The organism is Undibacterium sp. Rencai35W (assembly GCF_049340185.1).
Lineage (GTDB): Bacteria > Pseudomonadota > Gammaproteobacteria > Burkholderiales > Burkholderiaceae_D > Undibacterium.
Genome location: NZ_JBMPPC010000008.1, coordinates 155,202 through 180,744, shown reverse-complemented (window position 1 = coordinate 180,744; position 25,543 = coordinate 155,202). Strand labels below are relative to the sequence as shown.

General features: G+C 51.5%; 26 protein-coding genes. 14 read left to right on the top strand and 12 right to left on the bottom strand.

Features of this window, described 5'->3' with window-relative positions; genetic code table 11:
- The first annotated feature begins 68 nt into the window (after positions 1–68).
- On the top strand, positions 69–329 hold the full coding sequence (locus ACO0K3_RS17155; RefSeq protein ID WP_422986688.1) for a hypothetical protein: 261 nt from the start codon (positions 69–71) through the stop codon (positions 327–329).
- A 167-nt stretch (positions 330–496) separates the two neighbouring features.
- Here ACO0K3_RS17155 and ACO0K3_RS17150 read toward each other — a convergent pair whose 3' ends face one another.
- The 7 genes from ACO0K3_RS17150 to ACO0K3_RS17120 all read right to left on the bottom strand — a co-directional run bounded on the left by ACO0K3_RS17150 (position 497) and on the right by ACO0K3_RS17120 (position 4,877).
- Positions 497–1,240 carry a hypothetical protein gene (locus ACO0K3_RS17150; RefSeq protein WP_422986686.1) on the bottom strand — a complete coding sequence of 248 codons (744 nt, stop codon included), beginning with the start codon at positions 1,238–1,240 and terminating at the stop codon, positions 497–499.
- A gap of 254 nt (positions 1,241–1,494) precedes the next feature.
- On the bottom strand, positions 1,495–1,812 hold the full coding sequence (locus tag ACO0K3_RS17145; protein ID WP_422986684.1) for an antibiotic biosynthesis monooxygenase family protein: 318 nt from the start codon (positions 1,810–1,812) through the stop codon (positions 1,495–1,497).
- Between the two features lie 21 nt (positions 1,813–1,833).
- A complete protein-coding gene (locus tag ACO0K3_RS17140) occupies positions 1,834–2,349 on the bottom strand; it encodes a M48 family metallopeptidase (protein ID WP_422986682.1) in 516 nt (171 codons plus the stop codon).
- A 31-nt stretch (positions 2,350–2,380) separates the two neighbouring features.
- On the bottom strand, positions 2,381–2,830 hold the full coding sequence (locus ACO0K3_RS17135) for an FKBP-type peptidyl-prolyl cis-trans isomerase (RefSeq protein WP_422986680.1): 450 nt from the start codon (positions 2,828–2,830) through the stop codon (positions 2,381–2,383).
- Between the two features lie 11 nt (positions 2,831–2,841).
- On the bottom strand, positions 2,842–3,108 hold the full coding sequence (locus ACO0K3_RS17130; protein ID WP_422986678.1) for a hypothetical protein: 267 nt from the start codon (positions 3,106–3,108) through the stop codon (positions 2,842–2,844).
- Entirely contained in the window at positions 3,108–3,836 is a 729-nt protein-coding gene (locus tag ACO0K3_RS17125) for a substrate-binding periplasmic protein (RefSeq protein WP_422986676.1), read from the bottom strand. The genes ACO0K3_RS17130 and ACO0K3_RS17125 overlap by 1 nt, the downstream gene beginning before the upstream one ends.
- Before the next feature lie 150 nt (positions 3,837–3,986).
- The gene (locus tag ACO0K3_RS17120) at positions 3,987–4,877 is read right to left on the bottom strand and encodes a LysR family transcriptional regulator (protein ID WP_422986674.1); all 891 of its coding nucleotides are present in this window, start codon (positions 4,875–4,877) and stop codon (positions 3,987–3,989) included.
- A gap of 338 nt (positions 4,878–5,215) precedes the next feature.
- Here ACO0K3_RS17120 and ACO0K3_RS17115 point away from each other — a divergent pair, with 338 nt between their 5' ends.
- From ACO0K3_RS17115 to ACO0K3_RS17080, 8 genes are all read left to right on the top strand, one after another.
- Entirely contained in the window at positions 5,216–6,730 is a 1,515-nt protein-coding gene (locus ACO0K3_RS17115) for a CoA-acylating methylmalonate-semialdehyde dehydrogenase (RefSeq protein WP_422986672.1), read from the top strand.
- Between the two features lie 131 nt (positions 6,731–6,861).
- Entirely contained in the window at positions 6,862–7,929 is a 1,068-nt protein-coding gene (locus tag ACO0K3_RS17110; RefSeq protein WP_422986671.1) for an NAD(P)H-dependent flavin oxidoreductase, read from the top strand.
- A gap of 6 nt (positions 7,930–7,935) precedes the next feature.
- Entirely contained in the window at positions 7,936–9,564 is a 1,629-nt protein-coding gene (locus tag ACO0K3_RS17105; protein ID WP_422986669.1) for a GMC family oxidoreductase, read from the top strand.
- A gap of 333 nt (positions 9,565–9,897) precedes the next feature.
- Positions 9,898–10,671: an ABC transporter ATP-binding protein gene (locus tag ACO0K3_RS17100; RefSeq protein WP_422955247.1), complete on the top strand. Its 774-nt coding sequence runs from the start codon at positions 9,898–9,900 to the stop codon at positions 10,669–10,671.
- The gene (locus tag ACO0K3_RS17095; protein ID WP_422986667.1) at positions 10,668–11,429 is read left to right on the top strand and encodes an ABC transporter ATP-binding protein; all 762 of its coding nucleotides are present in this window, start codon (positions 10,668–10,670) and stop codon (positions 11,427–11,429) included. The genes ACO0K3_RS17100 and ACO0K3_RS17095 overlap by 4 nt, the downstream gene beginning before the upstream one ends.
- Positions 11,430–11,560: 131 nt before the next feature.
- Positions 11,561–12,772 (top strand): ABC transporter substrate-binding protein, encoded by a 1,212-nt coding sequence (locus tag ACO0K3_RS17090; RefSeq protein WP_422959403.1) that lies wholly within the window; start codon positions 11,561–11,563, stop codon positions 12,770–12,772.
- Between the two features lie 337 nt (positions 12,773–13,109).
- The gene (locus tag ACO0K3_RS17085) at positions 13,110–13,994 is read left to right on the top strand and encodes a branched-chain amino acid ABC transporter permease (RefSeq protein ID WP_422955250.1); all 885 of its coding nucleotides are present in this window, start codon (positions 13,110–13,112) and stop codon (positions 13,992–13,994) included.
- Positions 13,995–14,005: 11 nt separating this feature from the next.
- The gene (locus ACO0K3_RS17080; RefSeq protein ID WP_422986665.1) at positions 14,006–14,986 is read left to right on the top strand and encodes a branched-chain amino acid ABC transporter permease; all 981 of its coding nucleotides are present in this window, start codon (positions 14,006–14,008) and stop codon (positions 14,984–14,986) included.
- 55 nt (positions 14,987–15,041) lie between these two features.
- On the opposite strand, the gene ACO0K3_RS17075 is transcribed toward ACO0K3_RS17080, so the two are convergent.
- From ACO0K3_RS17075 to ACO0K3_RS17060, 4 genes are read right to left on the bottom strand one after another with little or no spacing between them, the layout of a single operon-like run.
- Positions 15,042–15,500 carry a chromate resistance protein ChrB domain-containing protein gene (locus ACO0K3_RS17075; protein WP_422986663.1) on the bottom strand — a complete coding sequence of 153 codons (459 nt, stop codon included), beginning with the start codon at positions 15,498–15,500 and terminating at the stop codon, positions 15,042–15,044.
- A gap of 1 nt (position 15,501) precedes the next feature.
- A complete protein-coding gene (locus tag ACO0K3_RS17070; protein ID WP_422986661.1) occupies positions 15,502–16,422 on the bottom strand; it encodes a Fe-Mn family superoxide dismutase in 921 nt (306 codons plus the stop codon).
- Positions 16,423–16,479: 57 nt separating this feature from the next.
- Positions 16,480–17,649 carry a chromate transporter gene (locus ACO0K3_RS17065; RefSeq protein WP_422986758.1) on the bottom strand — a complete coding sequence of 390 codons (1,170 nt, stop codon included), beginning with the start codon at positions 17,647–17,649 and terminating at the stop codon, positions 16,480–16,482.
- A 28-nt stretch (positions 17,650–17,677) separates the two neighbouring features.
- Complete coding sequence (locus ACO0K3_RS17060) at positions 17,678–18,631, bottom strand: chromate resistance protein ChrB domain-containing protein (protein WP_422986659.1); 954 nt, start codon at positions 18,629–18,631, stop codon at positions 17,678–17,680.
- A gap of 262 nt (positions 18,632–18,893) precedes the next feature.
- Here ACO0K3_RS17060 and ACO0K3_RS17055 point away from each other — a divergent pair, with 262 nt between their 5' ends.
- Positions 18,894–19,556, top strand: a complete 663-nt coding sequence (locus ACO0K3_RS17055; RefSeq protein WP_422986657.1) for a hypothetical protein — start codon at positions 18,894–18,896, stop codon at positions 19,554–19,556.
- A gap of 200 nt (positions 19,557–19,756) precedes the next feature.
- On the opposite strand, the gene ACO0K3_RS17050 is transcribed toward ACO0K3_RS17055, so the two are convergent.
- Positions 19,757–20,914, bottom strand: a complete 1,158-nt coding sequence (locus ACO0K3_RS17050) for an iron-containing alcohol dehydrogenase (RefSeq protein WP_422986655.1) — start codon at positions 20,912–20,914, stop codon at positions 19,757–19,759.
- A gap of 116 nt (positions 20,915–21,030) precedes the next feature.
- On the opposite strand from ACO0K3_RS17050, the gene ACO0K3_RS17045 reads away from it, so the two are divergent.
- The 4 genes from ACO0K3_RS17045 (at position 21,031) to rsmG (ending at position 25,518) form a co-directional block, all read left to right on the top strand.
- Entirely contained in the window at positions 21,031–21,792 is a 762-nt protein-coding gene (locus tag ACO0K3_RS17045) for a sulfite exporter TauE/SafE family protein (protein WP_422986653.1), read from the top strand.
- 38 nt (positions 21,793–21,830) lie between these two features.
- Positions 21,831–22,772, top strand: coding sequence for a hypothetical protein (locus ACO0K3_RS17040; RefSeq protein WP_422986651.1), 942 nt, complete (start codon positions 21,831–21,833; stop codon positions 22,770–22,772).
- 149 nt (positions 22,773–22,921) lie between these two features.
- Positions 22,922–24,865: a tRNA uridine-5-carboxymethylaminomethyl(34) synthesis enzyme MnmG gene (gene mnmG / locus ACO0K3_RS17035; RefSeq protein ID WP_422986649.1), complete on the top strand. Its 1,944-nt coding sequence runs from the start codon at positions 22,922–22,924 to the stop codon at positions 24,863–24,865.
- On the top strand, positions 24,862–25,518 hold the full coding sequence (rsmG, locus tag ACO0K3_RS17030; RefSeq protein WP_422986647.1) for a 16S rRNA (guanine(527)-N(7))-methyltransferase RsmG: 657 nt from the start codon (positions 24,862–24,864) through the stop codon (positions 25,516–25,518). Before mnmG ends, rsmG begins: the two co-directional genes overlap by 4 nt.
- The last annotated feature ends 25 nt before the right edge of the window (positions 25,519–25,543 follow it).

The following is a 25,543-nucleotide window of genomic DNA, read 5'->3' as shown; positions in this document are numbered from 1 at the left end:
CACTGTAAAGGTGTTGCCACATGCCGGTTTAGTGAATTTATAACGAACAGAAAAGAAAGGGGGACATCATGTTAGAAGCGATCAGTTTTACCTTGTCTGTGATGGTACTTGGCTGCCTGGCTGTCGGTGTGTTGCAGAAAAAACAGCGCCTGCTGAATTTCTCTTACGGCGGGATGATGGCGATGAGTATCATCGGCTGGTATCAGGCGATTTTCCCAACCGGATTGAGCTTCTGGTTTTTTGCCGGAACAATTATCACCGTGGCCGCGATCTGCGCTTTTTTTTACGCGATTTATTCAAACGAAATCATCTGGCAAAAGCAGCGGTAGATAGTGCCAGACCCGCAAGCGCGCGTCAGAGCAATGACGGATGGAGCTTTTTAGGCGGGTACAGCACTTACCGCACAAGCGCTGATGACGTTCTCAAACGAGACGTCAATTTTTCTCTTGTCGTGCGGTGATATAAGTCGATAGGAGTCATATGAGGCGACGTCAGCTTATTGCCCTTTCGCAGCATTCAGACGACGAAGCAAAGCCCGATTGATATCCTTGGTATGACTGTTCCAGCGTTTCATGAGCTGATCGATTTCTGACTGTAACTTGCTGGCAATCGCCGTATCACCGTTGCCATATGCCCAGATGGCGTATTCGGCAGCGACTTCAAAGCCGCCAAAGTGATGCATTGCTGATTCGAACTCTGTTTTGGCATCGGCATGCCGCTCGGCTCCGGCAAATGCCCGTGCGAGTAGCAAGCTGACCTGAGCGGCGCGGAAACCGGCGTCTTTGTTGCGGATCTCTTGCAGATGGCTGATCGCCGTGGCGTAACGGCCACTCTCGGTCAGCGCGCGGGCGGCGCAAAATTTGATTTCCGGGTCGGCAGCGAAAGGACCTTTGAGGCAGGCCTCGTAGTTACTTGCGGCTTCTTCTGCGTTGCCTGTTTCTAGTAAAGCCAAGGCCAGTCGCATCTGATTTTGTGCGGTGGGTGTGTACTCAAAAGCGGTACGGGCTTCGCGCAATTCACGTGTCGGATCCAGCGTTTTTGCCGCTGCGGCAACGACTTTTTTTGCACCGAATTCCAGCCTCGAATTCGGCATATAAATGGCGAAAAAATACACGATACTGCCAAGCAGCGGGAAAGAAAAAAGAATCAGCAGCCAGTAGATTTGCTGGCCCGAGCGGATCGCATGCACAGCAAAAAACAGCGCGACTAAGACATGTAGACCAATACCAAGAAATGGCATGTTTTCTCCTGTGAGACGAAAAAATAAATTGTGGGCGGCGCTGAAAATAAGCCTAGTAGTCAGTCAGGTTGCCTTGGTGGAGTAGACATCAATGGATTTTTGGCCTGGCAAGGCGGAAGGACGCCGCATCGCTGGCGATGCAATGACGACCAAGGCCGCCATGTGGAAAAAGGGGCGATTGATGCTCGTCTGATACCCGCCTGATTCGGCTTGACTGACTGCCAGGGATTGTACCAATTTTCAATATCAGCGACTCACATCCCGTAATCAAATTCCACTTTGCTAATCCGTGTTTTATACGAGGAATACCATTTCTCTTTGCCCAATTGTTGCGCCTCCAGATGGTCGACATTAGCTTTCCATTGTTTGATGGCCTGCAAATCTGCCCAGTACGAGACAGTAATCCCGACTTCTGCACGGGCGGATTCTACGCCCAGAAATCCAGGTTGCTGCATGGCTAGTTTTAACATGGTGTCAGCCATATCGTTATAGCCATCGTCGCCTTCTGTGCGGTTGGACGTGAAGATGACGGCGTAGTAGGGAGGTTGTGGTGTGTTGGCGATCGTGCTCATCGATGTCTTGCTCGTATGTTGTCAGCTCCAGACCTCACCGCCGAAGGTGTCGATCTGTGTCAGGTAGAGCCGCAAATCCAGTTCGTACTGGTGATACTGCGGTTCCATGTAGCTGCATAGTTGATAGAAGGCTTTGTTATGCTCTTTTTCTTTCAGATGAGCGAGTTCATGCACGACGATCATTTTTAAAAATTCTTCCGGCACCTGTTTGAATAAGGTGGCAATGCGAATCTCGTGTTTGGATTTAAGCTTATTACCCTGGACCCGGGAGATGAACGTATGCTGCCCGAGGGCATGCTGGATCACTTTGATCTTGCTGTCGAAATGAACTTTGCTGATCTGATCGCCGTTACGCAGATGGGTGCTCTTTAAATCTTGTACGTATTGGTAGAGCGCTTTGTCGGTACGGATTTGATGTGCGCAGGCGTATTTTTTACGGAGCAGACTGGCTAGCTGTTCGCTTGCGATCAGGTCCTGAACCTGCTGCTGAATTGCAGCAGGATAAGCCGTCAGATAATTGAGCTCCCGTTTTTGCATGCGCCGCCGTGCGTTTTATTTGACTATGGAACTATTTGACTTCAAGTAATTCAATATCAAAAATCAAATTCGCATATGGTGGAATCCGGCCGCCAGCGCCACGCGCGCCATAACCAAGATCTTGCGGAATGATGATAGTGCGTTTGCCGCCGACCTTCATCCCGGCGACGCCCTGATCCCAGCCCTTGATGACGCGACTGGTACCGAGCGGGAAGGTGAATGGTTTATCGCCGACCGAGCTGTCGAACATCATGCCGTGTTGTTTGTCCGCTTTCGGGTCAAGCAGCCAGCCGCTGTAATGCACGGTCACAGTATTGCCCGCAACGGCTTCTTTGCCGGTGCCGACCTTGGTATCGATTTTTTGCAAATCCATTTTTTTCGGACCGGCATCGGCAGGCGCTGCAGTTTGTGCGCTGGCTGGTGCGAGCGCGATGAGGCTGGCGATACCGACTACGAGACTAGTGATGACACGACGGTTCATGAGGCAACTCCTTAAAGTTTATTGCGTAGTTTTGCTTCGAAAGCGATATCGAGTTTGCTGGCTTTTTTCGGTGCTTGCTTGCTGACCCCGTTGACAAAGGCGACAAAGGCATCCAGCTCTAAAGGCTCATTGAGTTTGTCATTGTCGCCGGAGGCATTGGCGAGTACCAGATAGAAGCGTCCGTCGGCAGTGCTGACCATGGAATACGGCGCATTATTACTTCTGTCTTTCAGGCGCATGACGGCCGCACTGGCGCGCGTTGAACGTAAGCTGGCCATTATCTGGCTCCGTAGTTGCGCGTGATTTTTTCCATATTGCCTTCGCGATCAATGTCTTTATTCAGCTCATTAAAGCGGTCGATGCGCTGTTTGTCCATTTTGGCATTGCAGAGCATATACAGATCTACATTACGCCACTTGATGGCGCGTCTGATGTCGCTCCAGAACCCTTGTTCCTGCGCCATTTGCATGCCGTGTAATTCGGACACGATCCAGTAATCGATCCTGCCATTCACCAGCAGACGCGGATTGTCATCATCTTCGCTGGCGAATTCTATCTTGTAACCTTGTCTGGCGAGTTCCAGACCGGTTGCCGCATTTTTATAAGAGCCGATGCTAAAAGCCTTCGCATCTTCAAAGTTTTTTAAACTGCGGGTATCGGATTTTTTGGCGTACAAAACCCAGGTATCCGTCGTCAGCGGACCGACCCATTTAAACAGGGTTTCGCGCTCCGGGGTCCGGCGAAAACCGAACAGGCAGGTGTTCTCTTCGTTCAACGTAGCCTGGTAGCCGCGTGCCAGTGAGGTACTGACGATGCTTGGGGATTCGCCAGCGCGCCTCATGATTTCCATCGCTTTGTCGGTCAGAAAACCTTTAATCTCATTGGTCTTCGGATCGGTATAGGTGAACGGTGCAAATTCCTGAATGATCAGACGTATACTTTCTGCATGTGCCAGTAAGGGCAAGCTGAGCAGCAGGGCTGCCAGTGCTTTTACTTGCGGTTTCATCCTTGAGCACATCGGTGAGTACATCAGTCAGCCTTGTATAGAACGCGCATATGGAACGCGAAATTGGTGAAGGATTATAGGGCAGAAATGAGGCCTTGTCTGTGTCCTTGTTGGCATGGCTTCAGCCGCTTTATGCCGGATTATTCGTGCTTATTCCAGACCCCAGCACAGTTTAAGTAAGGCAAAAACCGCAGCAATCGTTGCTTCGTTCTGGCGTTTTTCCAGGCAGATAAAACTCAGTTCGGTTGACAGGCTGACGGCATCGGCAATCACTAGTCCGTGAGCGTGCGCTTCGCGGATGGCAATCGCGTCACGTAGCAAACTCAGACCGACACCGGATTTAACCAGGTCGAGCATCGACGGCTCCTGATCGACCAGCGCTACTTTGTTTGGCGTCACGTGGTGGTCGGCAAAGACTTTGCTCAACAGACGGTTGTGCGTTGATTCGGGTGGCGTCCATATCCATGGCAGTTGCGCCAGCGCTGCCCAATCCTTACCGGCAACCCGGTTTTTCCACCCCTCAGGCGCAACTACCCGGTAGGTGAAATGAGTCAATGTCAGTGCATGATATTGCGTTTTGCCATCGTCCGGCGGCTGACCTAGATAGAAGCCAACATCAAGCACACCGGCCCGTATTTGCTGGAGGACAGAGCCTGACATGCCGTGTTGCAATCTAGTGGAAAGCTGGGGATAGGATTCCACCAGTCGTTTTAAAAACACGCCTAGCCGCGTGAACTCAGGATCAAGTATGGTGCCGATCGCCAGTTCGCCTGTTAGCGTTGAATGCAGGGTATCGGCGGCTTGTTGAAAATCGGCCATGCTCGCAAGCACCCTTTCGGCGTGGGGCAAAAGTTTTGCGCCGTCGTTGCTCAGGGTCATGCCGCCTGCTGAGCGATGCAGTAATTGCAGTCCCAGACTCTGTTGCAGCGATTTGATTTGCAGGCTCACGGCAGGCTGGCTCACATGCAGGCGTTCTGCGGCCCGCGTCAGGTTGCCCTCTCTGGCGACGGTGACAAAGGCTTTGAGCTGAACGAGATCCATCGTGCGGTCTCCATTATTAGTTAGGACTTAGGCAAAAACTAAAACCACTCACCACAGAGACACCGATACACGGAGAAAGGCAGGAGCAAGCAGTTGCGTGAGATATCGATATCAAATGGACCCGCAAGCAGTATGCGCCTGCTGGCATCAAATGCTTCCAGAAGCCGCATCTAGTATGCTGCTTCAATTGGTAAGGTGATATGGAGATAAGCAATTTGTCGTTTTGCGTAAGTATTATTAGTGTTGCTTATATTGGATTTGATAATAACTCATTGGATTTGGCTTGAACACTGGGTTAGTCTCTATGAACATTTAAAAATTACCTAAAAGGTTTGCTTATGTCCGCCACCCCTTCCTCCCGCTCTTTGATCAAGCATTTTATAAACGGTGTTGTTCATCCGTCCTCTGGTGAGCGTCAGCAAGAAGTGTTTAACCCGGCAACCGGGGCGGTCAGTGCGAAGGTCGTGCTGGCGACGACGGATGATGTGAACGCGGTCGTGGCGGCTGCCAAAGCTGCTGCACCAGCTTGGGCGGAGACAGCGCCGCTGAAACGCGCGCGGGTGATGTTCAAGTTCAAAGAATTGCTGGACCAGCATCACAAGCAGATCGCGACGCTGATCACGCAAGAGCATGGCAAGGTGCTGTCGGATGCGATGGGGGAAGTGACTCGCGGAATCGAGATCGTGGAATTTGCCTGCGGCATGCCGCAACTCTTGAAGACGCAATTTTCCGACAACATCGGCGGCGGTATCGACAACTACAACCTGCGTCAACCTCTGGGCGTGACTGCCGGGATTACGCCGTTTAATTTCCCGTTCATGGTGCCGATGTGGATGGCACCGCTGGCGATTGCGACCGGTAATACCTTTATTTTAAAGCCCTCAGAACGTGATCCCTCCTGCTCTTTACTGATCGCCGATTTGCTTAGACAAGCGGGTTTGCCGGATGGTGTTTTTAATGTTTTGCAGGGTGACAAACTGGCGGTTGACGGTTTGTTGCAGCATCCTGATGTGTCGGCAATTTCCTTCGTCGGATCGACCCCGATTGCAGAATATATTTATAGTGAAGGCACGCGCATGGGCAAGCGGGTGCAAGCGCTGGGCGGAGCCAAAAATCATCTGGTCGTCATGCCGGACGCGAACCTCGATCAGGCGGTAGACGCCTTGATGGGCGCGGCGTACGGCTCGGCAGGCGAACGTTGCATGGCGATTTCTGTCGCCGTTGCGGTGGGTGACGTGGCGGACAAACTGGTCGATGCTTTAGTCCCGCGTGTGAAGGCGCTGATCGTCAAGAATGGCATGGAAGCTGATGCGGAAATGGGACCTGTCGTGACCGCAATCCATAAGGCAAAAATCGAAGGCTATATTGCTGATGGTATCGCCGAAGGTGCCGTGATGTTGGTTGACGGTCGCGGCCTGACGGTACCAGGACACGAAGGCGGATTTTTCCTCGGCGGCACGCTGTTTGATCATGTCAAAGAGGGTATGAAAATCCATCGTGAAGAAATTTTTGGCCCTGTGCTATGCGTGGTGCGGGTACCGGATTTTGCCAGCGCAGTCGAGCTGATTAACCGTCACGAGTTCGGTAACGGCGTGTCGCTGTTCACCTCGGACGGCAACATGGCGCGTGAATTTTCACGCCGGATTCAAGTTGGTATGGTGGGTATTAATGTGCCGATTCCGGTGCCGATGGCGTGGCATTCTTTTGGCGGCTGGAAGCGCTCGTTATTTGGCGATCAGCATGCGTATGGCGAAGAAGGCATTCGTTTTTACACGCGCTACAAATCGATCATGCAGCGCTGGCCTGATAGCATCGCCAAGGGTGCCGAGTTCACCATGCCGGTTGCGAAATAAGGTATTTTAGGGGAGTATCGCTGATTGAATGCCCATACCGCTTTGTTTATAAGCGGAATCAAGCTAATGATACTGATACTCTCCCTTAGTATATAAAATCGTGCCGGACGCTTACTCTGGAGTCAATGTCTATGAAGATCACGCAACTTTGTTCTCATCCGATTATTCAGGCACCGATGGCCGGTGGTGCCACTACGCCTGAACTGGTCGCTGCGGTGTCGAATGCCGGCGCCCTCGGATCGCTCGCTGCGCCCTTGCTGACGCCGCTGGCAATCATTGAGCAGGCGGAGCATATCCGTCGCCTGACTGACAAACCCTTCGCGATTAATTTATTTGTCCAGACGCGACCACAAATTGATTATGCGGCGCTGGAATCCGCAAAACAATTATTGCAGCCGATTTGGATGTCGCTGGGGTGGAATGGCTTGCCGACGCCGACACGCTGGTGCGAGGACTTCGATGCGCAGCTCGACGCCTTGCTGATTGCGCGTCCGGCAGTTGCCAGCTTCACATTTGACATTTTGCATGCAAGCCAGATTCAGCGTCTGCATGACGCAGGGATTCTGGTGGTTGGCACGGCGACCAATCTGGCCGAGGCGCAAGTCTGGCAAGCCATGGGCGCTGATGCGATCTGTCTGCAAGGCGTCGAAGCCGGTGGTCATCGCGGCACTTTTATCGGCAAGCAAGAAGACGCGACCCTGAGCGCCATGGCCTTATTGCAGCAAGTGAAACCGCATAGCCATGTGCCGCTGATTCTGGCAGGCGGCATCATGCATGGTGGCGATATTGCAGAGGCCTTGCAAGCAGGCGCACAGATGGTGCAGATGGGCACGGCGTTTTTGACCACCGACGAGGCGGCGATCCATCCGGCGTATAAGGCAAAGCTGCTGGAGCTGGCTAGCGGTAATACCGTTGAGGGCAAGGAGGCAACCATGCAGACCCGTGCCTTCTCCGGTCGACTGGCCCGCGGCGTGCGGAATCGCTTTATGCAAACCATGCAGACGGTCGCACAACAAGTCCCTGCTTATCCGATACAAAACGCCCTGACCGGCAGCCTGCGTGCGCATGCGGCCAAGACCAATGACACCGAACTGATGTCGATGTGGGCCGGTCAGGGTGCGCATCGCGTGCGCAAGATGTCAGCCGCGAGCCTGATCGCCACGCTGGTCACCGAATTACAGCAACACCAATCAACATAAGAGACTATGCAATCCGCTGGCAAATACGACTACATCATCATTGGCGCAGGTACGGCAGGTTGCGTACTGGCGAATCGCTTATCGCAGAATCCCGACAACGAAGTCTTGCTGCTGGAGGCCGGTGGCAAGGACGATTATGTCTGGATTCATATCCCGGTCGGTTACCTGTATTGCATTAACAACCCGCGTACCGACTGGATGTTTCGTACCGAGAGCGAGCCGGGTCTGAACGGCCGCAGCCTGATTTATCCGCGTGGCAAAGTATTGGGTGGTTGCTCCTCGATCAATGGCATGATTTATATGCGCGGACAAGAGCAGGATTACCAGCACTGGGCAGAGCAGAGCGGTGACGCCAGCTGGCGCTGGGATCAGGTATTGCCGTTGTTTAAAAAGAGCGAAGACCATTATGGCGGTGCCAGCGCAATGCACGGCGCAGGCGGTGAATGGCGGGTCGAAAAGCAAAGATTGTCGTGGGAGATTCTGGATGCATTCCGTGAGGCGGCATCTCAGGTCGGCATCCCGAAAACTGAGGACTTCAACCGTGGCGACAATGACGGCTGCGGTTATTTTGATGTGAACCAAAAACGCGGCATACGCTGGAACGCCTCCAAGGCATTTTTAAAGCCAGCAGCAGGACGCGGCAACCTGACCATCATGACGGGCTGCCAGGTCAAACGTCTGCAATTCACGGACAGTGCGCAGGGCAAGGTCTGTAGCGGCGTAGAATTTATCGGTGGTGGTAGGGAGTGGTCCGCAGAATCCGCCCGCGAAGTCTTACTGGCAGCTGGCGCGATCGGCTCTCCGGCGATTCTTCAGCAATCTGGCATCGGAAACGGCGCCCATTTACACCAGTTGGGTGTGCCAGTGGTACATGATTTGCCGGGTGTGGGTGAAAACCTGCAAGACCATTTACAAATCCGTTCTGCATTTAAAATCAGTGGTGCCAAGACGCTGAATATGATGGCGAATAGCTGGCTTGGTAAGGCTAGTATCGGGCTTGAATATTTGCTCAGACAGAGCGGCCCGATGTCGATGGCACCGTCCCAGCTAGGCGCGTTCACCCGCTCCGATGCGAGTCAGGCCACACCGAATTTGCAATATCACGTACAGCCGTTGACGCTAGAGAAATTTGGCGACCCTCTGCATCCCTTCCCTGCTTTTACGGCGAGCGTCTGCAATCTGCGTCCGACATCGCGCGGCCATGTACGCATCGCCAGCAGCGATCCTTTATCCGCACCGAAGATTACGCCGAATTATCTGAGCACGGCCGAGGACAGAAAAATTGCCGCTGACTCGCTGACACTGACGCGCAAAATCGTTGCTGCACCGGCTTTGCAAAAATATGCTCCAGAGGAAATGAAACCTGGTGCGCAGTTCCGTACCGAGGAAGAGTTAGCCCGTGCTGCAGGCGACATCGGGACGACGATTTTTCATCCGGTTGGTACTTGCAAGATGGGCGTGATCTCGGATACGCAGGCAGTAGTCGACAGCGAATTGCGGGTAGTGGGCCTGCGTGGTGTGCGGGTTGCTGACGCATCCATCATGCCGACGATTACCTCGGGCAATACCAATTCACCGACATTGATGATTGCAGAAAAAGCCGCCAGAATGATACTGGCTGCTGTGCCTGAATAATGTTTCGGTGAGGCCAGTAAATCGAACTTTAAACAGAGATCGAAGCAGAGATCGAAGCAGAGATCGAAACAGACCTATCTTCATGGGACATCTGAAGATACTATGTTTTAATACTTCAAGAAAACACGGATCAAATCCTGTGGTTAGTACTTACAGTAGTTATACCGTATTGTTGAAAACTTGCGGCGATGGGTAATATAAAAGGTGATAAAAACGCGATAAAAATCGCTAAAAAAAGAATAAGAAGCCCCTTTGGTCATTAAAAAATAAAAAGCCAACAGGGTTGTCATAGTGCAGTTCGTAATGAAACTACGCAGGCAAAAAGGAGACCAGATGACCGATGTCATCCTAGAGACAAAGCATTTGACCAAAGAGTTCAAGGGCTTTACCGCAGTAAGCGATGTTAACCTGCAAGTGCAGCGTGGACATATTCATGCATTGATCGGCCCCAACGGTGCCGGTAAAACTACCTGTTTTAATTTGCTCACCAAATTTCTGGTGCCGACCTCGGGACAGATCCTGTTTAACGGTCGCGATATCACGGCAGCCAAGCCGGCACAGATTGCACGTCAGGGCATCATCCGTTCGTTCCAGATTTCGGCGGTGTTTCCGCATCTGAGCGTGATGGAAAATGTGCGGATTGGCTTGCAACGCCAGCTTGGTACGTCTTTCCATTTTTGGAGGAGCGGAGCAAGTCTGGCGCGCCTCAATGATCAGGCGATGGCGCTGCTGGCGCAGGTAGATCTGACGGAATTTGCCGATACGATTACCGTTGATTTACCTTATGGACGCAAGCGTGCACTGGAGATCGCCACGACCCTGGCGATGGAGCCGGAAATGATGCTGCTTGATGAGCCGACGCAAGGCATGGGACATGAGGATGTACACCGCGTGACGGAGCTGATCAAGAAGGTATCGGCAGGGCGCACCATATTGATGGTGGAACATAATATGAGCGTGGTCTCCGGTATCTGCGACAAGATTTCTGTCTTGCAGCGCGGTGCCATGCTGGCGGAGGGGCGCTACGAAGAAGTGTCTAAAAATCCGAAAGTCATGGAAGCTTATATGGGCAGTACCTCAGCCGAACTCGAAGGAGCACACGCATGAGTGTCGCAACTATGTCAGCGGATACCTCCGCGAGTTCTACTACATCCGGTACAACACCAGCGTTACAGATCACGAATTTGCAAGCTTGGTATGGCGAATCGCACATTTTGCATGACGTCAATCTGGTCGTGAATCCCGGCGAAGTCGTGACACTGCTGGGTCGCAACGGTGCGGGCCGTACCACCACGATGCGCGCCATCATGGGATTGACCGGTGCACGCAAAGGCTCGATCAAGATTAATGGGGTCGAGGCAATTGGCCTGCCTACCTACAAGGTCGCTCACCTGGGGGTTGGTTATTGTCCCGAAGAACGCGGCATTTTCTCCTCTTTGTCGACCGAAGAAAACCTGATGCTGCCACCGTCGGTTTCAAGCAAAGATCAGGGTATGTCGATCGATGATATCTACGCGATGTTTCCGAACCTGGCGGAGCGTAAAAACAGTCAGGGTACGCGCTTGTCCGGTGGTGAACAGCAGATGCTGGCAGTGGCGCGTATCCTGCGTACCGGCGCGCGCCTGTTACTGCTGGATGAGATTTCGGAAGGTCTGGCACCGGTCATCGTGCAGGCGCTGGCGCGCATGATTACGACGCTCAAAGCCAAGGGGTATACGATCATTATGGTGGAACAGAATTTCCGTTTCGCAGCACCGCTGGCAGACCGGTTTTATGTGATGGAGCACGGGCAAATTGTCGAAACTTTTGCCGCAGCCGAGTTGCAGGACAAGATGTCGGTGCTGAACGAATTATTGGGTGTGTGATTAGATAGCGAACCAGTTTGGTGACAAGTAAGGGTGGTGGGTAGTTGAGTTAATTTCCGTACTTAGTTTTTGTACTTAGTTTTCATACTATATAAGCAGTTCAAATTGATAAAAATGATTGGAGAAGACACATGAAAACAACATATAAAGTAGCAGCACTGGCGGTCTCTGCCGCACTGGCAACATTATCCGGCACCGCCTCTGCACAGGTTTCTGGCGATGTCGTCAAGATCGGTTTTATTACCGACGTTTCTGGCCTGTATTCCGACATCGACGGCCAAGGTGGCGCTGAAGCGATCAAGATGGCGATTGCTGATTTTGGCGGCACGGTTCTGGGTAAAAAAATCGAACTCGTGACGGCTGATCATCAAAACAAAGCGGATATCGCAGCAAGCAGAGCGCGTGAATGGTTCGACCGCGACGGCGTTGACATGCTGATTGGCGGTACCAATTCCGGCACAGGTCTGGCTATGTCCAAAGTTGCTTTGGAAAAGAAAAAGACCTTTATCTCCATTGGTGCAGGCACAGCGCGTCTGACCAATGAAGAATGCACACCTTATACCATCCACTATGCATATGACACGGTGGCACTCGCCAAAGGCACAGGCTCTGCAGTCGTCAAGCAAGGCGGCAAAAGCTGGTATTTCCTGACAGCGGATTATGCATTCGGCGCATCGTTGGAAGGTGATACTACTGCCGTCGTGAAAGCGGCTGGCGGTACTGTGGCAGGCGCAGTGCGTCATCCGTTGTCGGCATCGGATTTCTCGTCTTTCCTATTGCAGGCGCAAGCTTCTAAAGCGCAAATTCTTGGTCTGGCTAATGCCGGCGGCGACACCATTAACGCGATTAAAGCCGCGAATGAGTTTGGCGTGACCAAAACCATGAAGCTGGCGGGTCTGCTGATGTTCATCAATGATGTCCATTCCCTGACGCTGAACCTGACTCAGGGTATGTATCTGACGGATAGCTGGTACTGGGATGCGAATGAAGAAACCCGCACCTGGGCACGTCGCTATTTCGGCAAAATGAAAAAAATGCCGTCGAGCCTGCAAGCTGCTGATTACTCCGCTACCTTGCAATATCTGAATGCTGTGAAAGCAGCGGGCAGCGATGATACCGATAAAGTATTGGCAAAATTGCGCAGCATGAAAATCAATGACATGTATGCCAAAAACGGCACGATCCGCGGCGATGGCAGCATGATTCATGACATGTATCTGATGCAGGTGAAGTCCCAGTCTGAGTCCAAGTATCCATGGGATTACTACAAAGTGGTACAGACTATTCCGGGTGAACAGGCATTCACGACCAAAGCGGAAAGTAAGTGCGCTGCCTGGAAGTAATTGGGTGTAAGTAAAAACAAGTATGTGCTGAAACCTTTTTCTTCTCATGTCAGCGTATCTCAGCCTGCCGGTCCAGCCAGGGGCTGGCCCCCTTTCCCTTAAGCAAGAGAAGGGGGAGGGGCAGGCAAACGGATTGGCCGGTTTGAAGTTATCCGTCAACCATGTTGTTAACAACGTGACAGATGAGGTGGCAGCAAGAACGCAAATTATGTTGTAGACGGGGGACGCAAATTTGCTTAAAGGTGAGCTTGGGCAGATCTGTTTTATCCGGTCTGCATCAGTTTTTTTGAATCAGCTATCTATCCCGGTTGTTCGGGGTATTTTTCTTTAGAGTGCCATGGAAATATTTGGTATCCCGCTTCAAGCGATGCTCAGCCAGTTGCTGCTGGGGTTGGTGAATGGCTCTTTTTACGCCATGTTGTCACTCGGTCTGGCCGTGATTTTCGGTCTGCTGAATGTGATCAATTTTGCGCATGGTGCCTTGTATATGATGGGCGCTTTTCTAGCATGGATGGGCATGAATTACTTCGGTATTAATTACTGGATCATGCTGATTGCGGCGCCTTTGCTAGTGGGAATCTTCGGCATCGTCATCGAAAAAACTATGTTGCGCTGGTTATATAAACTCGATCATCTGTACGGGTTGCTGCTGACTTTCGGCCTGACCTTGCTGCTCGAAGGTTTATTCCGCTCTTTCTATGGTGTCTCGGGACAGCCTTATTCAGTACCCGATGCGCTGATGGGGGCGACCAATCTCGGTTTTATGATTTTGCCTAACTATCGCGCCTGGGTAGTAGTGGCCTCGCTGACTGTCTGTTTCTCGACCTGGTTTGTGATTGAAAAAACCAAGCTCGGTGCGTATCTGCGGGCCGGTACTGAGAATCCTAAACTGGTAGAAGCCTTTGGCGTCAATGTTCCCTTGATGGTAACCCTGACCTACGGCTTTGGCGTGGCTTTAGCGGCGTTTGCAGGCGTGCTGGCGGCACCGGTGATACAAGTGTCACCCCTGATGGGATCGAACCTGATTATCACGGTATTCGCGGTGGTTGTGATTGGTGGCATGGGTTCTATTCTAGGCTCTATCCTGACGGGGCTTGGCCTGGGCATTATCGAAGGCTTGACCCGCGTGTTTTATCCGGAACTGTCTGCGACGGTGGTGTTCATCGTGATGGCAATTGTCTTGATGATCCGCCCTGCCGGTTTGTTCGGCAAAGAAAAATAATCGGAGCTTTTATGAATAAAAAAATTGGCTACGGCATCGCATTCGCCGTCCTGCTGGCAGCGCCGTTATTGATTTATCCGGTCTTCCTGATGAAGCTGCTGTGCTTCGCTTTATTCGCTTGCGCATTTAACTTGCTGATTGGTTTTACCGGCCTGCTATCGTTTGGTCATGCGGCTTTTTTCGGTGGTGCGGGTTATGTCGCTGGATGGGCGATCCGTGATGCCGGGTTACCGACGGAACTGGGTATTGTCTTGGGCGTGGGTGCTGCGGCTTTGATTGGTCTGGTGATGGGCTTGCTGGCAATTCGTCGCCAAGGTATTTATTTCACCATGATCACGCTGGCGCTGGCACAAATGCTGTATTTCGTTTTTTTACAGGCCAAATTCACAGGCGGTGAGGATGGTTTGCAAGGTGTGCCGCGCGGTAAGTTGCTGGGCACTCTGGATCTGAGTTCTGATCTGACTTTGTACTATGTGGTGTTGGCGATTGCGATTGCCGGATTCGCACTGGTGGTAAGGACGATCCATTCGCCGTTTGGTCAAGTATTGAAAGCGGTGAAAGAAAATGAGCCGCGCGCAATCTCGTTGGGCTACGACGTGGATAAATACAAGTTGCTGGCTTTTGTCCTATCTGCGGCGCTGGCAGGTTTGGCAGGTGCCACCAAAACGCTGGTACTCGGTTTTGAGACCTTGACCGACGTGCACTGGACAATGTCGGGCTTGGTCGTATTGATGACCCTGGTGGGCGGTTTAGGCACCTTGGCGGGGCCGATTGTCGGCGCCATCATCATTATCGCTTTAGAAAACAAACTCGGCGATCTGGGCAACCTGATCGCGGATCTCACGTCGGTTGACTGGTTCCGCAGCCTCGGTGATTCAGTGACCATTGTGACGGGATTGATTTTCATCGTTTGTGTACTGGCGTTCCGTAAAGGCATCGTGGGCGAACTGGGTGCGTGGCTGAGCCGATCGGGAAAAACTAAGACTAGTTAAATTACGGCTGAGTCAGATAAGCAAACAAAAAGCCCCGCACTGTGCGGGGCTTTTTTTAAGCTGCTGTTACAGGAGGCCAGTGATGCGTTTCCTGCTGACTGCTTTTACACCAGGCGTAGAGTGCGTCGTACATCACCATTCCATGTTGTAGCATTTCATGATCGTCACTACAATTCTGCGACAGGCCTAATGAGATTGCGTACAAGCCCGCAGATTGCGGCGTCAAATTCAGTCGTGAGGTGTCGGCTCCACGGACAATCACTGCCAGTTGTTGCAGCGCCGCGTCCTCGAGTTGGTACTTGCCGAGGAAGGCATCAAAACTGCATAAATCATCGACATGTGTCAGTTCCACACCAGGGATGTCGTAAGGAATTGCGCCGGTCTTCGCTGCGGTGCTGACGACTTCACTGGCACGAACATAGAGGAATTCAGGCGCCTTATCGATGAAGCGTGCGATTAACCAGGGACAGGCTATGCGGTCGATCTTTGGACGTTCTCTGGTAACCCATTGCATGTCAGTTCTCCTTGGCTTGTAAAGGCAGTCCTGCCAAACGCCAGGCTTCTATCCCGCCAGTGAGGAAGCACGCATCAAAGCCACGCGCGCGTAAGGACAAGGCCGTTGATCTGCCAATGTCTAGTCCGTGCACGCAATAAATCAATACGGGCTGAGATGGATTGAGCTCCTTGCTCCAATGCCCGACCTGAGACGGGTCACGCCATTGCGCACCTGGCAGCATATCCTTGCCTTCAGCAAAAAATTGCGCCCGCCTTACGTCAATGATTTGCGTCTCAGGTTTTATCTGCTTGCTGGCAGCAACATCAATTGCCCAGACAGCGGCATCCGCCGCAACGGCGGCTCCATACCGCCGATAAATACTTTCCCAGCGAATATTCTGCATAAAGGTATCAACATAAGCAGCAGCTTTCGCACCGAAATCAATGTGATAGGCATGCTCATACATATCGAGTGCCAATACAGGCGTTGCGCCTGCCAGCAATTGTGTATGATCCGCAGCCCAGTGATTCAGCAAGCGACCTTCCCGTGCTGACCATGACAGCAGTGCCCAACCCGAGCCGCCGCCCATGGCTTTGGCTAATGCCGTAAATTCGGTCTGCCATTGACCAACTGAACCGAAGTCTCTTTCCAGAGCGCTGGATAAGCCCGATGAAGGTAATACACCGTCACCTCCCAGTACATCAAAATACAATTCATGCAGATAAGCGGAGTTCGCGGCGATCAGTTCCTCACGCTTTAAACCATTCACCATAAATACGGCAGTCTGATGCCAGTCCAATTGACTAAGCTGATGACGAATTGCGTTGAGACGTTTGACTGCACCCGTGTAATTATTTTGATGGTGACTAGCGATCAGTGTGCTGCTCAGGCCTTTGAGCTGACTCAGTTCAGCTGCAAGCGGGCGTAAGTTCATTTCCATGGTGATGCCTTTCACTATTAATCAATACGTGGGTAAGTGAGTGAATCAGTTTGTCAGCTAGTGCGGAAGTAAGGGATAGATCAACAACCCGAGAATCGCGGCGACAGCGACGACGACAGGTTCCTGAAGTTTTTTAAATTTCCATAACAACACGATCGTCGTCAGTGCAATCAGCGCAGTAGGAATATCAATAATCGAGCGTTTGGCAATCACGATCACAGAGCCAGCAATCGCGCCGATGGCGGCGGCAGTAATGCCATCGACAAAGGCCAGAACGCCGGGGACTTTGCCGTACTTTTTAAAATACGGTGCCGGGATAATGGTGAACAGATAGCAGGGTAAAAACGTCGCCAGAGCCGCAACCGTTGCGCCTGACCAACCCGCCACCAGATAGCCGATAAAGCCAACGGTAATCACCACAGGACCTGGTGTAATCATGGCAACCGCAACCGCATCAACGAATTGTTTGTCAGTCAGCCAGTGGTGTTCTGTCACTACGCCGCCGTACAAAAAGGGAACAATAGCGAGACCAGAACCAAACACGAACGCCCCCGCTTTAGCAAAGAACACGGCGATCTGCGACAGTACTGACAACTCGATATTGCCCAACAGGGCAAAGGCTAGCGGCACTTGCGTTAAACCTGCCGCATGTAATTTGCCCGAACGCAGCCATGCAGGTGGTGCGCGCAAGAACCAGACTAAGACACCGGCGGCAATAAATAACCAGGCGATTTCTGATTCTGTGATCACCGTTACGATGGCAAGTAAGAGATAAATCGCCCATAGCAATTTGTCTTTTCCCACACTCTTTTGCGTCAGTTTTTTTGCACTCATGACGATGATGCCGATGACTGCCGCACCCACACCATAAAATACCGATTGCATCCAGGACAAACCGCCAAAATGCACGTACGCCCAGCCTAGTCCTACCACCATCAAAAACGAAGGAAGTACAAAGGCGATACCCACCAGCGTTGCACCGAGAATACGATAATGAACATAACCCAGATAAATCGCTAACTGTGCCGCCAGCGGCCCCGGCGCAAGCTGCGCTAAGGCCAGCCCTTCTTTGTAATCGTCCTCGGTGATCCATTGGCGTTCACCGACCAGATCCCTGTGCATGTAGCCGACCAAGGCGACTGGCCCACCAAAACCAAGCGCGCCTAAGCGCAAAAAATACACAATCAGTTGCCACAGTGTGTAGCTGGTATCGCTGGTATTGCCCATATGGCTTGGTGTAAGCGATGGAGCCGGATCAGTCACGTGGATTCTCCAGTGCTACTTTGCCTGATTGAAAGCTCGCCAATAAACCGTCAAACACGCTATTCGCCGCCAGCATCAGCTGGTCATCATCGGTGATTGCGGTGCGCATGCCTGCCAGCACGCTTTCTATGCCGACGGACTCCGGTGGCTGGACACCGCCTACATCCAGGTAATGCACTAAAGCACCTAACTGCCGTAACGCTGGGGAATCCAGTCCAAAGCTTTCTAGCAGGACTTCAAAACTGACACGATTCGCCACGTGACTGAATGTCGCCCCGTCGAAATCAAAACTCAACGCATCCGCCGGACAATCGTCAGGCGATGCCAGCCAAAGCAGCCTGGCCTGTGGATCAATAAAGCGACGTATCAGCCAGGCACAAGCAAGACGATCTACCCAAGGACGACAGCGTGTAGCCCAGCTGCGTCCTTGAAAATCACTGATAGTGAGGCGAGTAATCGATCCTGTCATTGCGTGGGGTTCATCCGGAGCCAGGACCCGGGCGATATTGAGTTCCAGTTCTAGTAGGGCAGCATTGGTCTGCGCCTGCGCTTCTCCTGGAAAGAAGTCAATCTCGGCAATTGCCGCAAACGCTTTGCGTAGCTTGCGCGCTTGTTTTAATACGTCTTGCACGGTGTCGCCCGACAGAGTGTCTTGTACTGTAGCGACATCGGCCAGTACCGTACTGAACTCGTCATTGCGTATAAATAAACTGACAAAGTCTGCTGTATCTGGTTCTTCAACACGCAGGACTGATGCCGTCCCTCCGCCAGAGATCACATCTGCGGCAATGACATCCAGCGCTGCTTTGCAGCCAGAACGGTCGGGCATGAGGTAAACGCCATCACGCAAAACGACGGCACCAGAGGTTTTAAGCGCTCGCCATGCACGCATCCTGACGGTGGCGTTCTCGGTAGGGAGGCTGGTAATGAGTAGTATCCATTTCATAAAGTAGATTATTCTACTTATTTGTAGAAATGTATACTATTAAAAATAAAATACCTAATTGGGGGAAGTCTGTACCAGCCTGCGTGCCCACTTGCTCAAGTCTATGTCTGGAGGAAGAAAGAAGTGTGGCAGGTTTTGATACGGCGAGACCGATAACAGGATCCTGTCGGCGATATTGATTACTATTAAAACAGTAATATAAAATCAATTACCGTAATGATGACGGTTGCTTTAATTTTTGAGCCATGTGAAAGCGTATTCAATGATCCGGTCTATTTTCGTCCTTGCTTTATTCTTGCTAGTTGTTGAACCGGCTTGTGCGACTCAGGCGCAAGTGCATATTCTCTATAATCCGACGATGGATTCTGCGTGTTCATTTTTGCGTAACGCTACGATCAAGGATGAATGGAAAGCAGAACTGAGCTTGCGTAAAGCGGAGTTCGAAGGGATCTGGCAAGAGCATGGTCCCCGCATGATTCTGGCTGCTGAGACGATTACTGGTAGGTCTTTTCCTGCGGATATCGATACGCACTTGTCGCTGTGCGATCTGCCATCGCAATCGATGGTCGGTGTCAGTATCAATATGCGATATACATTGAAGAGCTTTACGGCAACACCTGTACCGTTACGCTACAAAGCAGATACTCTGTTCCACGAACTATTGCATGTGTTATTAAGCTCTTACTCCTTGAGTAACTCCAGTTTGCTCGCGCAGCACGCGGCTGAACACGAACGAGTGCGCTCACATCTTCATTTGCTTGCGCTACAAAAAGCGGTCCTGATACAGCTTGGTGAACCCGACATATTGAAGCAGCTTATCGCGATAGACAGCCAGCTTCCCAGCGGCCATTACCGGCGCGCCTGGGACATTGTTAACGCCACTGATACGACGTATCTGAAATACGTCGAAGAGCTCAGAAACTGACCGGTTTTGATCATGCAGGGTTTGGTGGTCGGGCCGATGCAGGGTGCAGAGGCGTTAAGGCAGTCAGAATAGTACGGTTGTACATTGAGCAGCCCTGAGCCGCACTATCCACGCGCCTTCTGGCAGGGCAGGCTGGAGAGGCGCGTCAATACTGCGTGTCCAGCCACCATTCTCATTTTCCGCTTTTTACGTCACAGGCTTTATAGCGCTGCAGCGTAAATCGCGCGGGCATCGGCTAAGCTAACTTCTCTCGGGTTGTTGCCTAGCAAACGGGTCTGCAACATGGCGTCGTTCGCCAGCTGGTCGAGGTCATTCACCGTGACGCCGACTTGCCGCAACTGCGTTTCTATCCCGACCCGTTGCGCCAGTGCTTCCATCGCATGGATCAAGGCTGAACTGCGGGCCTCGTCACTACCTTGTGCGTCTGGTGCAATGATGCTGGCGAGCTCGGCATATTGCCCGGCTGCATTTGGTGCGTTGAAGCGCAATACGTGCGGCAAGACTAGCGAGTTAGACAGACCATGCGGGACATGAAAGATGCCGCCGATCGGGTACGCGAGGGCATGTACCGCGGCGCACGGCGCATTGGCAAAGCACTGTCCCGCCAGCATGGCTCCCAGCAACATGGCCTGGCGTGCGGCGAGATTGCTACCGTTCTTGCAGGCTTCGTCAATATTTCCCCAAAGCAAAGTCAGAGCCTGACGTGCCAGCATATCGGACAAGGGGTTCTTTTTGTGCTTGGTGGTATAGGCTTCAATCGCATGTACCATGGCATCGATACCTGTTGCCGCCGTGACTTTAGTCGGGAGTCCTATCGTCAGTTCTGCATCGAGAATGGCGATGTCTGCATACAGTTGCGGAGCGACTACGCCCATTTTTGTCGTTGCCCCGGTGGTGACGATGGAGATAGGTGTCACCTCAGAGCCGGTGCCTGCTGTCGTTGGAATCTGGATCAAAGGCAGGCGCTGGCCTTTGACGTTGCCGATGCCGTACATACTGCCGAGCGCTTGGGTGCTGCCTGACAAAACGGCAATTAGCTTTGCCACGTCCATGGAGCTGCCGCCGCCAAAGCCGACGACCAGTTCGATCTCTAATTTTTCTGCGTTGCTGACGGCTTGAAGCACTACCGATTCTGGCGGGTCGGCGACTACGTCGGCAAATACACTGACTTGCAAGCCGCGTTGTTCCAGATTCGCCATCGCCGGCGCTATCAGACCAGTCCTTAAAAAGCCTGCATCTGTCACTATTAATACCCGTTTGATCTCCGGATAATGCTGCGTGATGATATCGCCCAATTGCTTGGCAGCGCCGGTCTGGCTGATGAGATAGGGGACGGTACGAAAATCAAAATTATTCATGGTCAGGCTTCTCCTCTTGAGCCTTATTGTAGCAAGACTTGCTATGCTGTTGCCTTGAATAGAATTCAACTATTTGCCATCCGATAAAGATTGGCTTTGCGTAATTATTGTTAAAAATGACAGATATCTTATTGCTTGGTGGTGCCGCCTTTTTTGCTGGATTGGTTGATGCAGTGGTTGGTGGTGGTGGCCTGATACAACTCCCGGCTCTATTCGTCGCTTTGCCGAATGTAGCCCCTGCAACTTTATTAGGCACCAGTAAGCTCGCGGGAATTTGGGGAACCACGGTTGCCGCGCGGAATTATGTGAAGACAGTGAAGGTGCGCTGGGCGATGGTGCTGCCTGCTGCCTTGGTGGCATTCATCTTATCGTTTGCCGGAGCATTTACGGTAACTCATTTGCCGCCGACTTATTTGCGTAAGGCCTTGCCATTCATTCTGGTGGCGGTGGCGCTTTATACATTTAGGAAAAAAGATTTCGGTACGTCCCATACGCCTTTATTTCATGCGGATAAAGAACGTTGGATGGCGATGTTGGTGGGCGGTGGCATTGGCTTCTACGACGGTTTTTTCGGCCCTGGTACGGGTAGTTTTTTAATGTTTTTATTCGTCCGTTTGTTCGGATATGACTTCCTGAGCGCTTCCGCTGTTGCTAAAATCATCAATGTTGCGTGCAATGCGGCGGCTTTGTTGTGGTTTGGTTACAGCGGACACATTATTTGGCAAACAGGTTTAGCCATGGCGGTTTGTGGAGTGTTAGGATCGTTGTCTGGTAGCCGCATGGCAATTAAATATGGCAGCGGCTTCGTCCGAAAGATGTTCTTGCTGGTAGTGCTGGCGCTGATTTGCAAAACAACTTACGATGGTTTTATTAGATAACGATTTGTTTCACGTGAAACAATAATAAAGGGACGGACGTGGCATATTCAGATGCAGTCATATTTCAGCGTACGGATTTAGGTAAGGCAGAAATTAAAAATAAGCAGCATGGCTTGACGCAAAGTGAACGCCTGGTACTGATTATTGCTGATGGCGTTAGCTCTTATGCCGAGTTGAGGGCTAAATTAAAAAGTCTGGTAAAAGAACGATTTGACCGCGCACTGAGGAGTTTGTCGGACAAGGGATTGTTGTATGAAGTGATGTTTCCGCTGGATAATCAGTTGCCTGATATTGTTGAGGCAGATGCGATGGATCGCTTCTTGCGCCAGGAGGATTCTGACCCGGTCTCGGTGCTCTCCTTTCAGCCAGAGGAGGAGTATGGCACTGACGATTTACGCGCCCAGGGCTTAGTGCCCCTGGACGAGGTTGAGGAGGTGGAGGTTGGTGAGCCTGTGCCGCCGTATCCCGATTTGATTGAGAATACGATTGATCGCTTGGAAGAACCGATTATCTATACTCAGGAAAAGGTTTCCACAAGAATTGAGACAGCGCATACACCCGAGCCTGAGCAGGCAGGGCAGTTATCCGAGGTTGATTTTTATCTGCCGCTGACGTTACCGCCCTCTGAGGTTCAAGCTCAGCCTCAGCCAGTAGTTTTGCCCGTAGAAAAATCAGTGCCATCGGAACCAGTATTGATTAAAGAAGTACCGGTCAAAACGATTGTTGCTTCTGAGTCTGAGCCTCATCCTAAGCCTAAGGTTCAAGCAGTAGTTGCCAGTAAATTGCCAGAGCAAACCATAAAAAAACCGCCAGTAGTGATACAAAAATTCCCGGAGCCAAAGCAGCCAAAGCCAGTTGTGCAGGTAAAGAAAAAGACGTCTTTGCTGGATTATCTGGACTCTCGTTATTCTTTGCTGTTAGTGTTGCTCGGCTTGCTTCTGGCATTTATGCCGGCTCTCGCAAAATTTCTCAATAAATAGACTCGCGGATTTCAAGACCTTAAATTAGATGTTTCACGTGAAACATCTAATGATCGATTCGATTGAAATTATTGATCAGCGAAGAATTTAAGCAAAAAACCTCTATAATCGTGCCTCCCTGAGAAATCCAAAAAAAGCAGATATTTCCTATGTATTATCCAAAAGAATTCGATGTCATCGTGGTTGGCGGCGGTCATGCCGGGACTGAGGCGGCTTTGGCTTCAGCCCGCATGGGGCAAAAAACCCTGTTGCTGACGCATAACATTGAGACTTTAGGTCAAATGTCTTGTAACCCGTCTATTGGCGGCATAGGAAAAGGTCACTTGGTCAAGGAAGTGGATGCAATGGGTGGTGCCATGGCAATTGCAACCGACGAGGCGGGTATTCAGTTCCGTATTTTGAACTCGTCTAAAGGGCCTGCAGTAAGGGCAACCCGCGCACAAGCAGACCGGATTTTGTACAAGCAAGCGATACGTAGCCGTCTGGAGAATCAGCCGAATCTCTGGCTGTTCCAGCAAGCGGTGGATGATTTGCTGGTTGAAGGCGACCGGGTGGTTGGTGCTGTAACGCAGGTCGGCATCCGCTTTCGTAGCCGTTCGGTGGTGCTGACGGCGGGGACTTTTTTGGACGGAAAAATTCATGTTGGCCTGAATAACTATTCTGCTGGTCGTGCTGGTGATCCCCCTGCGGTTTCCTTGTCGAACCGTTTAAAGGAGTTGGCTTTACCACAAGGTCGTTTGAAAACTGGTACGCCACCACGAATAGATGGTCGTAGTATTGATTTTTCGGTCATGCAAGAGCAGCCGGGTGATCTCGATCCTATTCCGGTGTTCTCTGTCATGGGCAATGTGGCGATGCATCCGCGTCAGTTGCCATGCTGGATTACCCATACGAATGAGCGTACTCACGACATTATTCGGGCTGGTCTGGATCGTAGCCCGATGTACACCGGTGTGATCGAAGGAGTGGGGCCGCGTTATTGTCCGTCGATTGAAGACAAGATTCATCGTTTTGCCAGCAAAGAATCACATCAGATTTTCCTTGAGCCGGAAGGGCTGACCACCAACGAATTTTATCCAAACGGTATTTCAACGAGCTTGCCGTTTGACGTGCAGTTGGAGTTAGTGCGGTCTATGCGTGGCATGGAGGACGCTTATATCCTGCGTCCTGGCTATGCGATTGAATATGACTATTTTGATCCGCGTGGTTTAAAAACCTCGTTAGAGACACGTCAAATTCAGGGCTTGTTTTTCGCGGGGCAAATCAATGGCACCACTGGTTACGAAGAAGCCGCTGCCCAGGGAATGCTGGCCGGTTTGAACGCCGCCTTGATGACGCAAGGCCGTGATGCTTGGGTGCCCCGCCGCGACGAGGCTTACCTTGGCGTGTTGGTCGATGATTTGATTACTAAGGGTGTGCAAGAACCTTATCGTATGTTCACCAGCCGCGCCGAATTCCGCCTGAGTCTGCGTGAAGATAATGCAGACATGCGCTTGACTGAAATCGGACGTCAGCTTGGTTGCGTCAGTGACGCCCAGTGGCAGATGTTCGAGAAAAAGCGTGAGGCTGTTTCACGTGAAATGGAGCGGCTGCGGTCGACCTGGGTTAATCCGCGTATTGTGGCCGACGCAGAAGCAGAGCGTATTGTGGGCAAAGCGCTGGAGCGTGAATATTCACTCGCGGACTTATTGCGTCGTCCGCACGTGACTTATGCAAATTTGATGAGCATGCAGGGTAGTGAAGGTCAGGCATTAGCTGGTCCGGGCGTCACTGATGATGCGGTGAAAGAGCAGGTTGAAATTCAGGTCAAATATTCTGGTTATATCGACAGGCAGGCAAAAGAAGTAGAGCGTCATGCGCACTTTGAAAATTTAAAAATGCCCGCCGGATTTGATTACCTCGACGTGAGTGGTCTTTCCATCGAAGTTAAACAGAAGTTAAATAAGCATCAACCGGAAACTCTCGGGCAATGCGGTCGCATCTCCGGTGTAACGCCGGCTGCAATTTCGCTGCTTCTGGTGCATTTAAAAAAACGTGGTTTTAAAGGCTTTGCGTCAGCGCCTGAATTGAGTGTTGCAGGTGAGGACATATGAGTGGATTTGATGCCGTTGCATTGAGAGCTTCGTTAGCGGAGGGTGTTAAGGCTTTGCCTCTAACCCTGAGTGATGGGCAGCTTGACCAGATGATTGCCTATCTGGCATTGTTGTCAAAATGGAATAATGTCTATAATTTAACATCTATTCGCGATCCAAAAGAGATGGTGAAGCAGCATGTGCTGGATTCCTTGTCCGCCGCTCCCGCGTTTAAAGATGCCAGCAATGTTCTGGATGTCGGAGCAGGCGGTGGTCTGCCTGGGATGATACTGGCGATTGTTTATCCTCATATCCGTATTTCCATGATCGATACCGTGAGTAAAAAGACGGCATTTTTGAACCAGGCAAAAACCGAATTAGGACTGAGCAACGTCACGGTGTACACCAATCGCGTGGAATCGTTGCAGCTCGCAGACAAATTTGACGTGATCACTTCGCGTGCTTTTTCAGAATTGAATAATTTTATTAACTGGTCGGAGCATTTGCTGGCAGACGGTGGTATTTACATCGCCATGAAAGGGGTGTCGCCCGACCAGGAAATCGAGCGTATGCCAAAAGGTTGGCAAGTACAGAAAATACAGCCTTTATCTGTTCCAGGCATGGATGCAGAGCGGCATCTGGTATTCATTCACAAAATGACTGCTGAGCTTTGATTTCTTTCTCACGTAAGCTTATTTA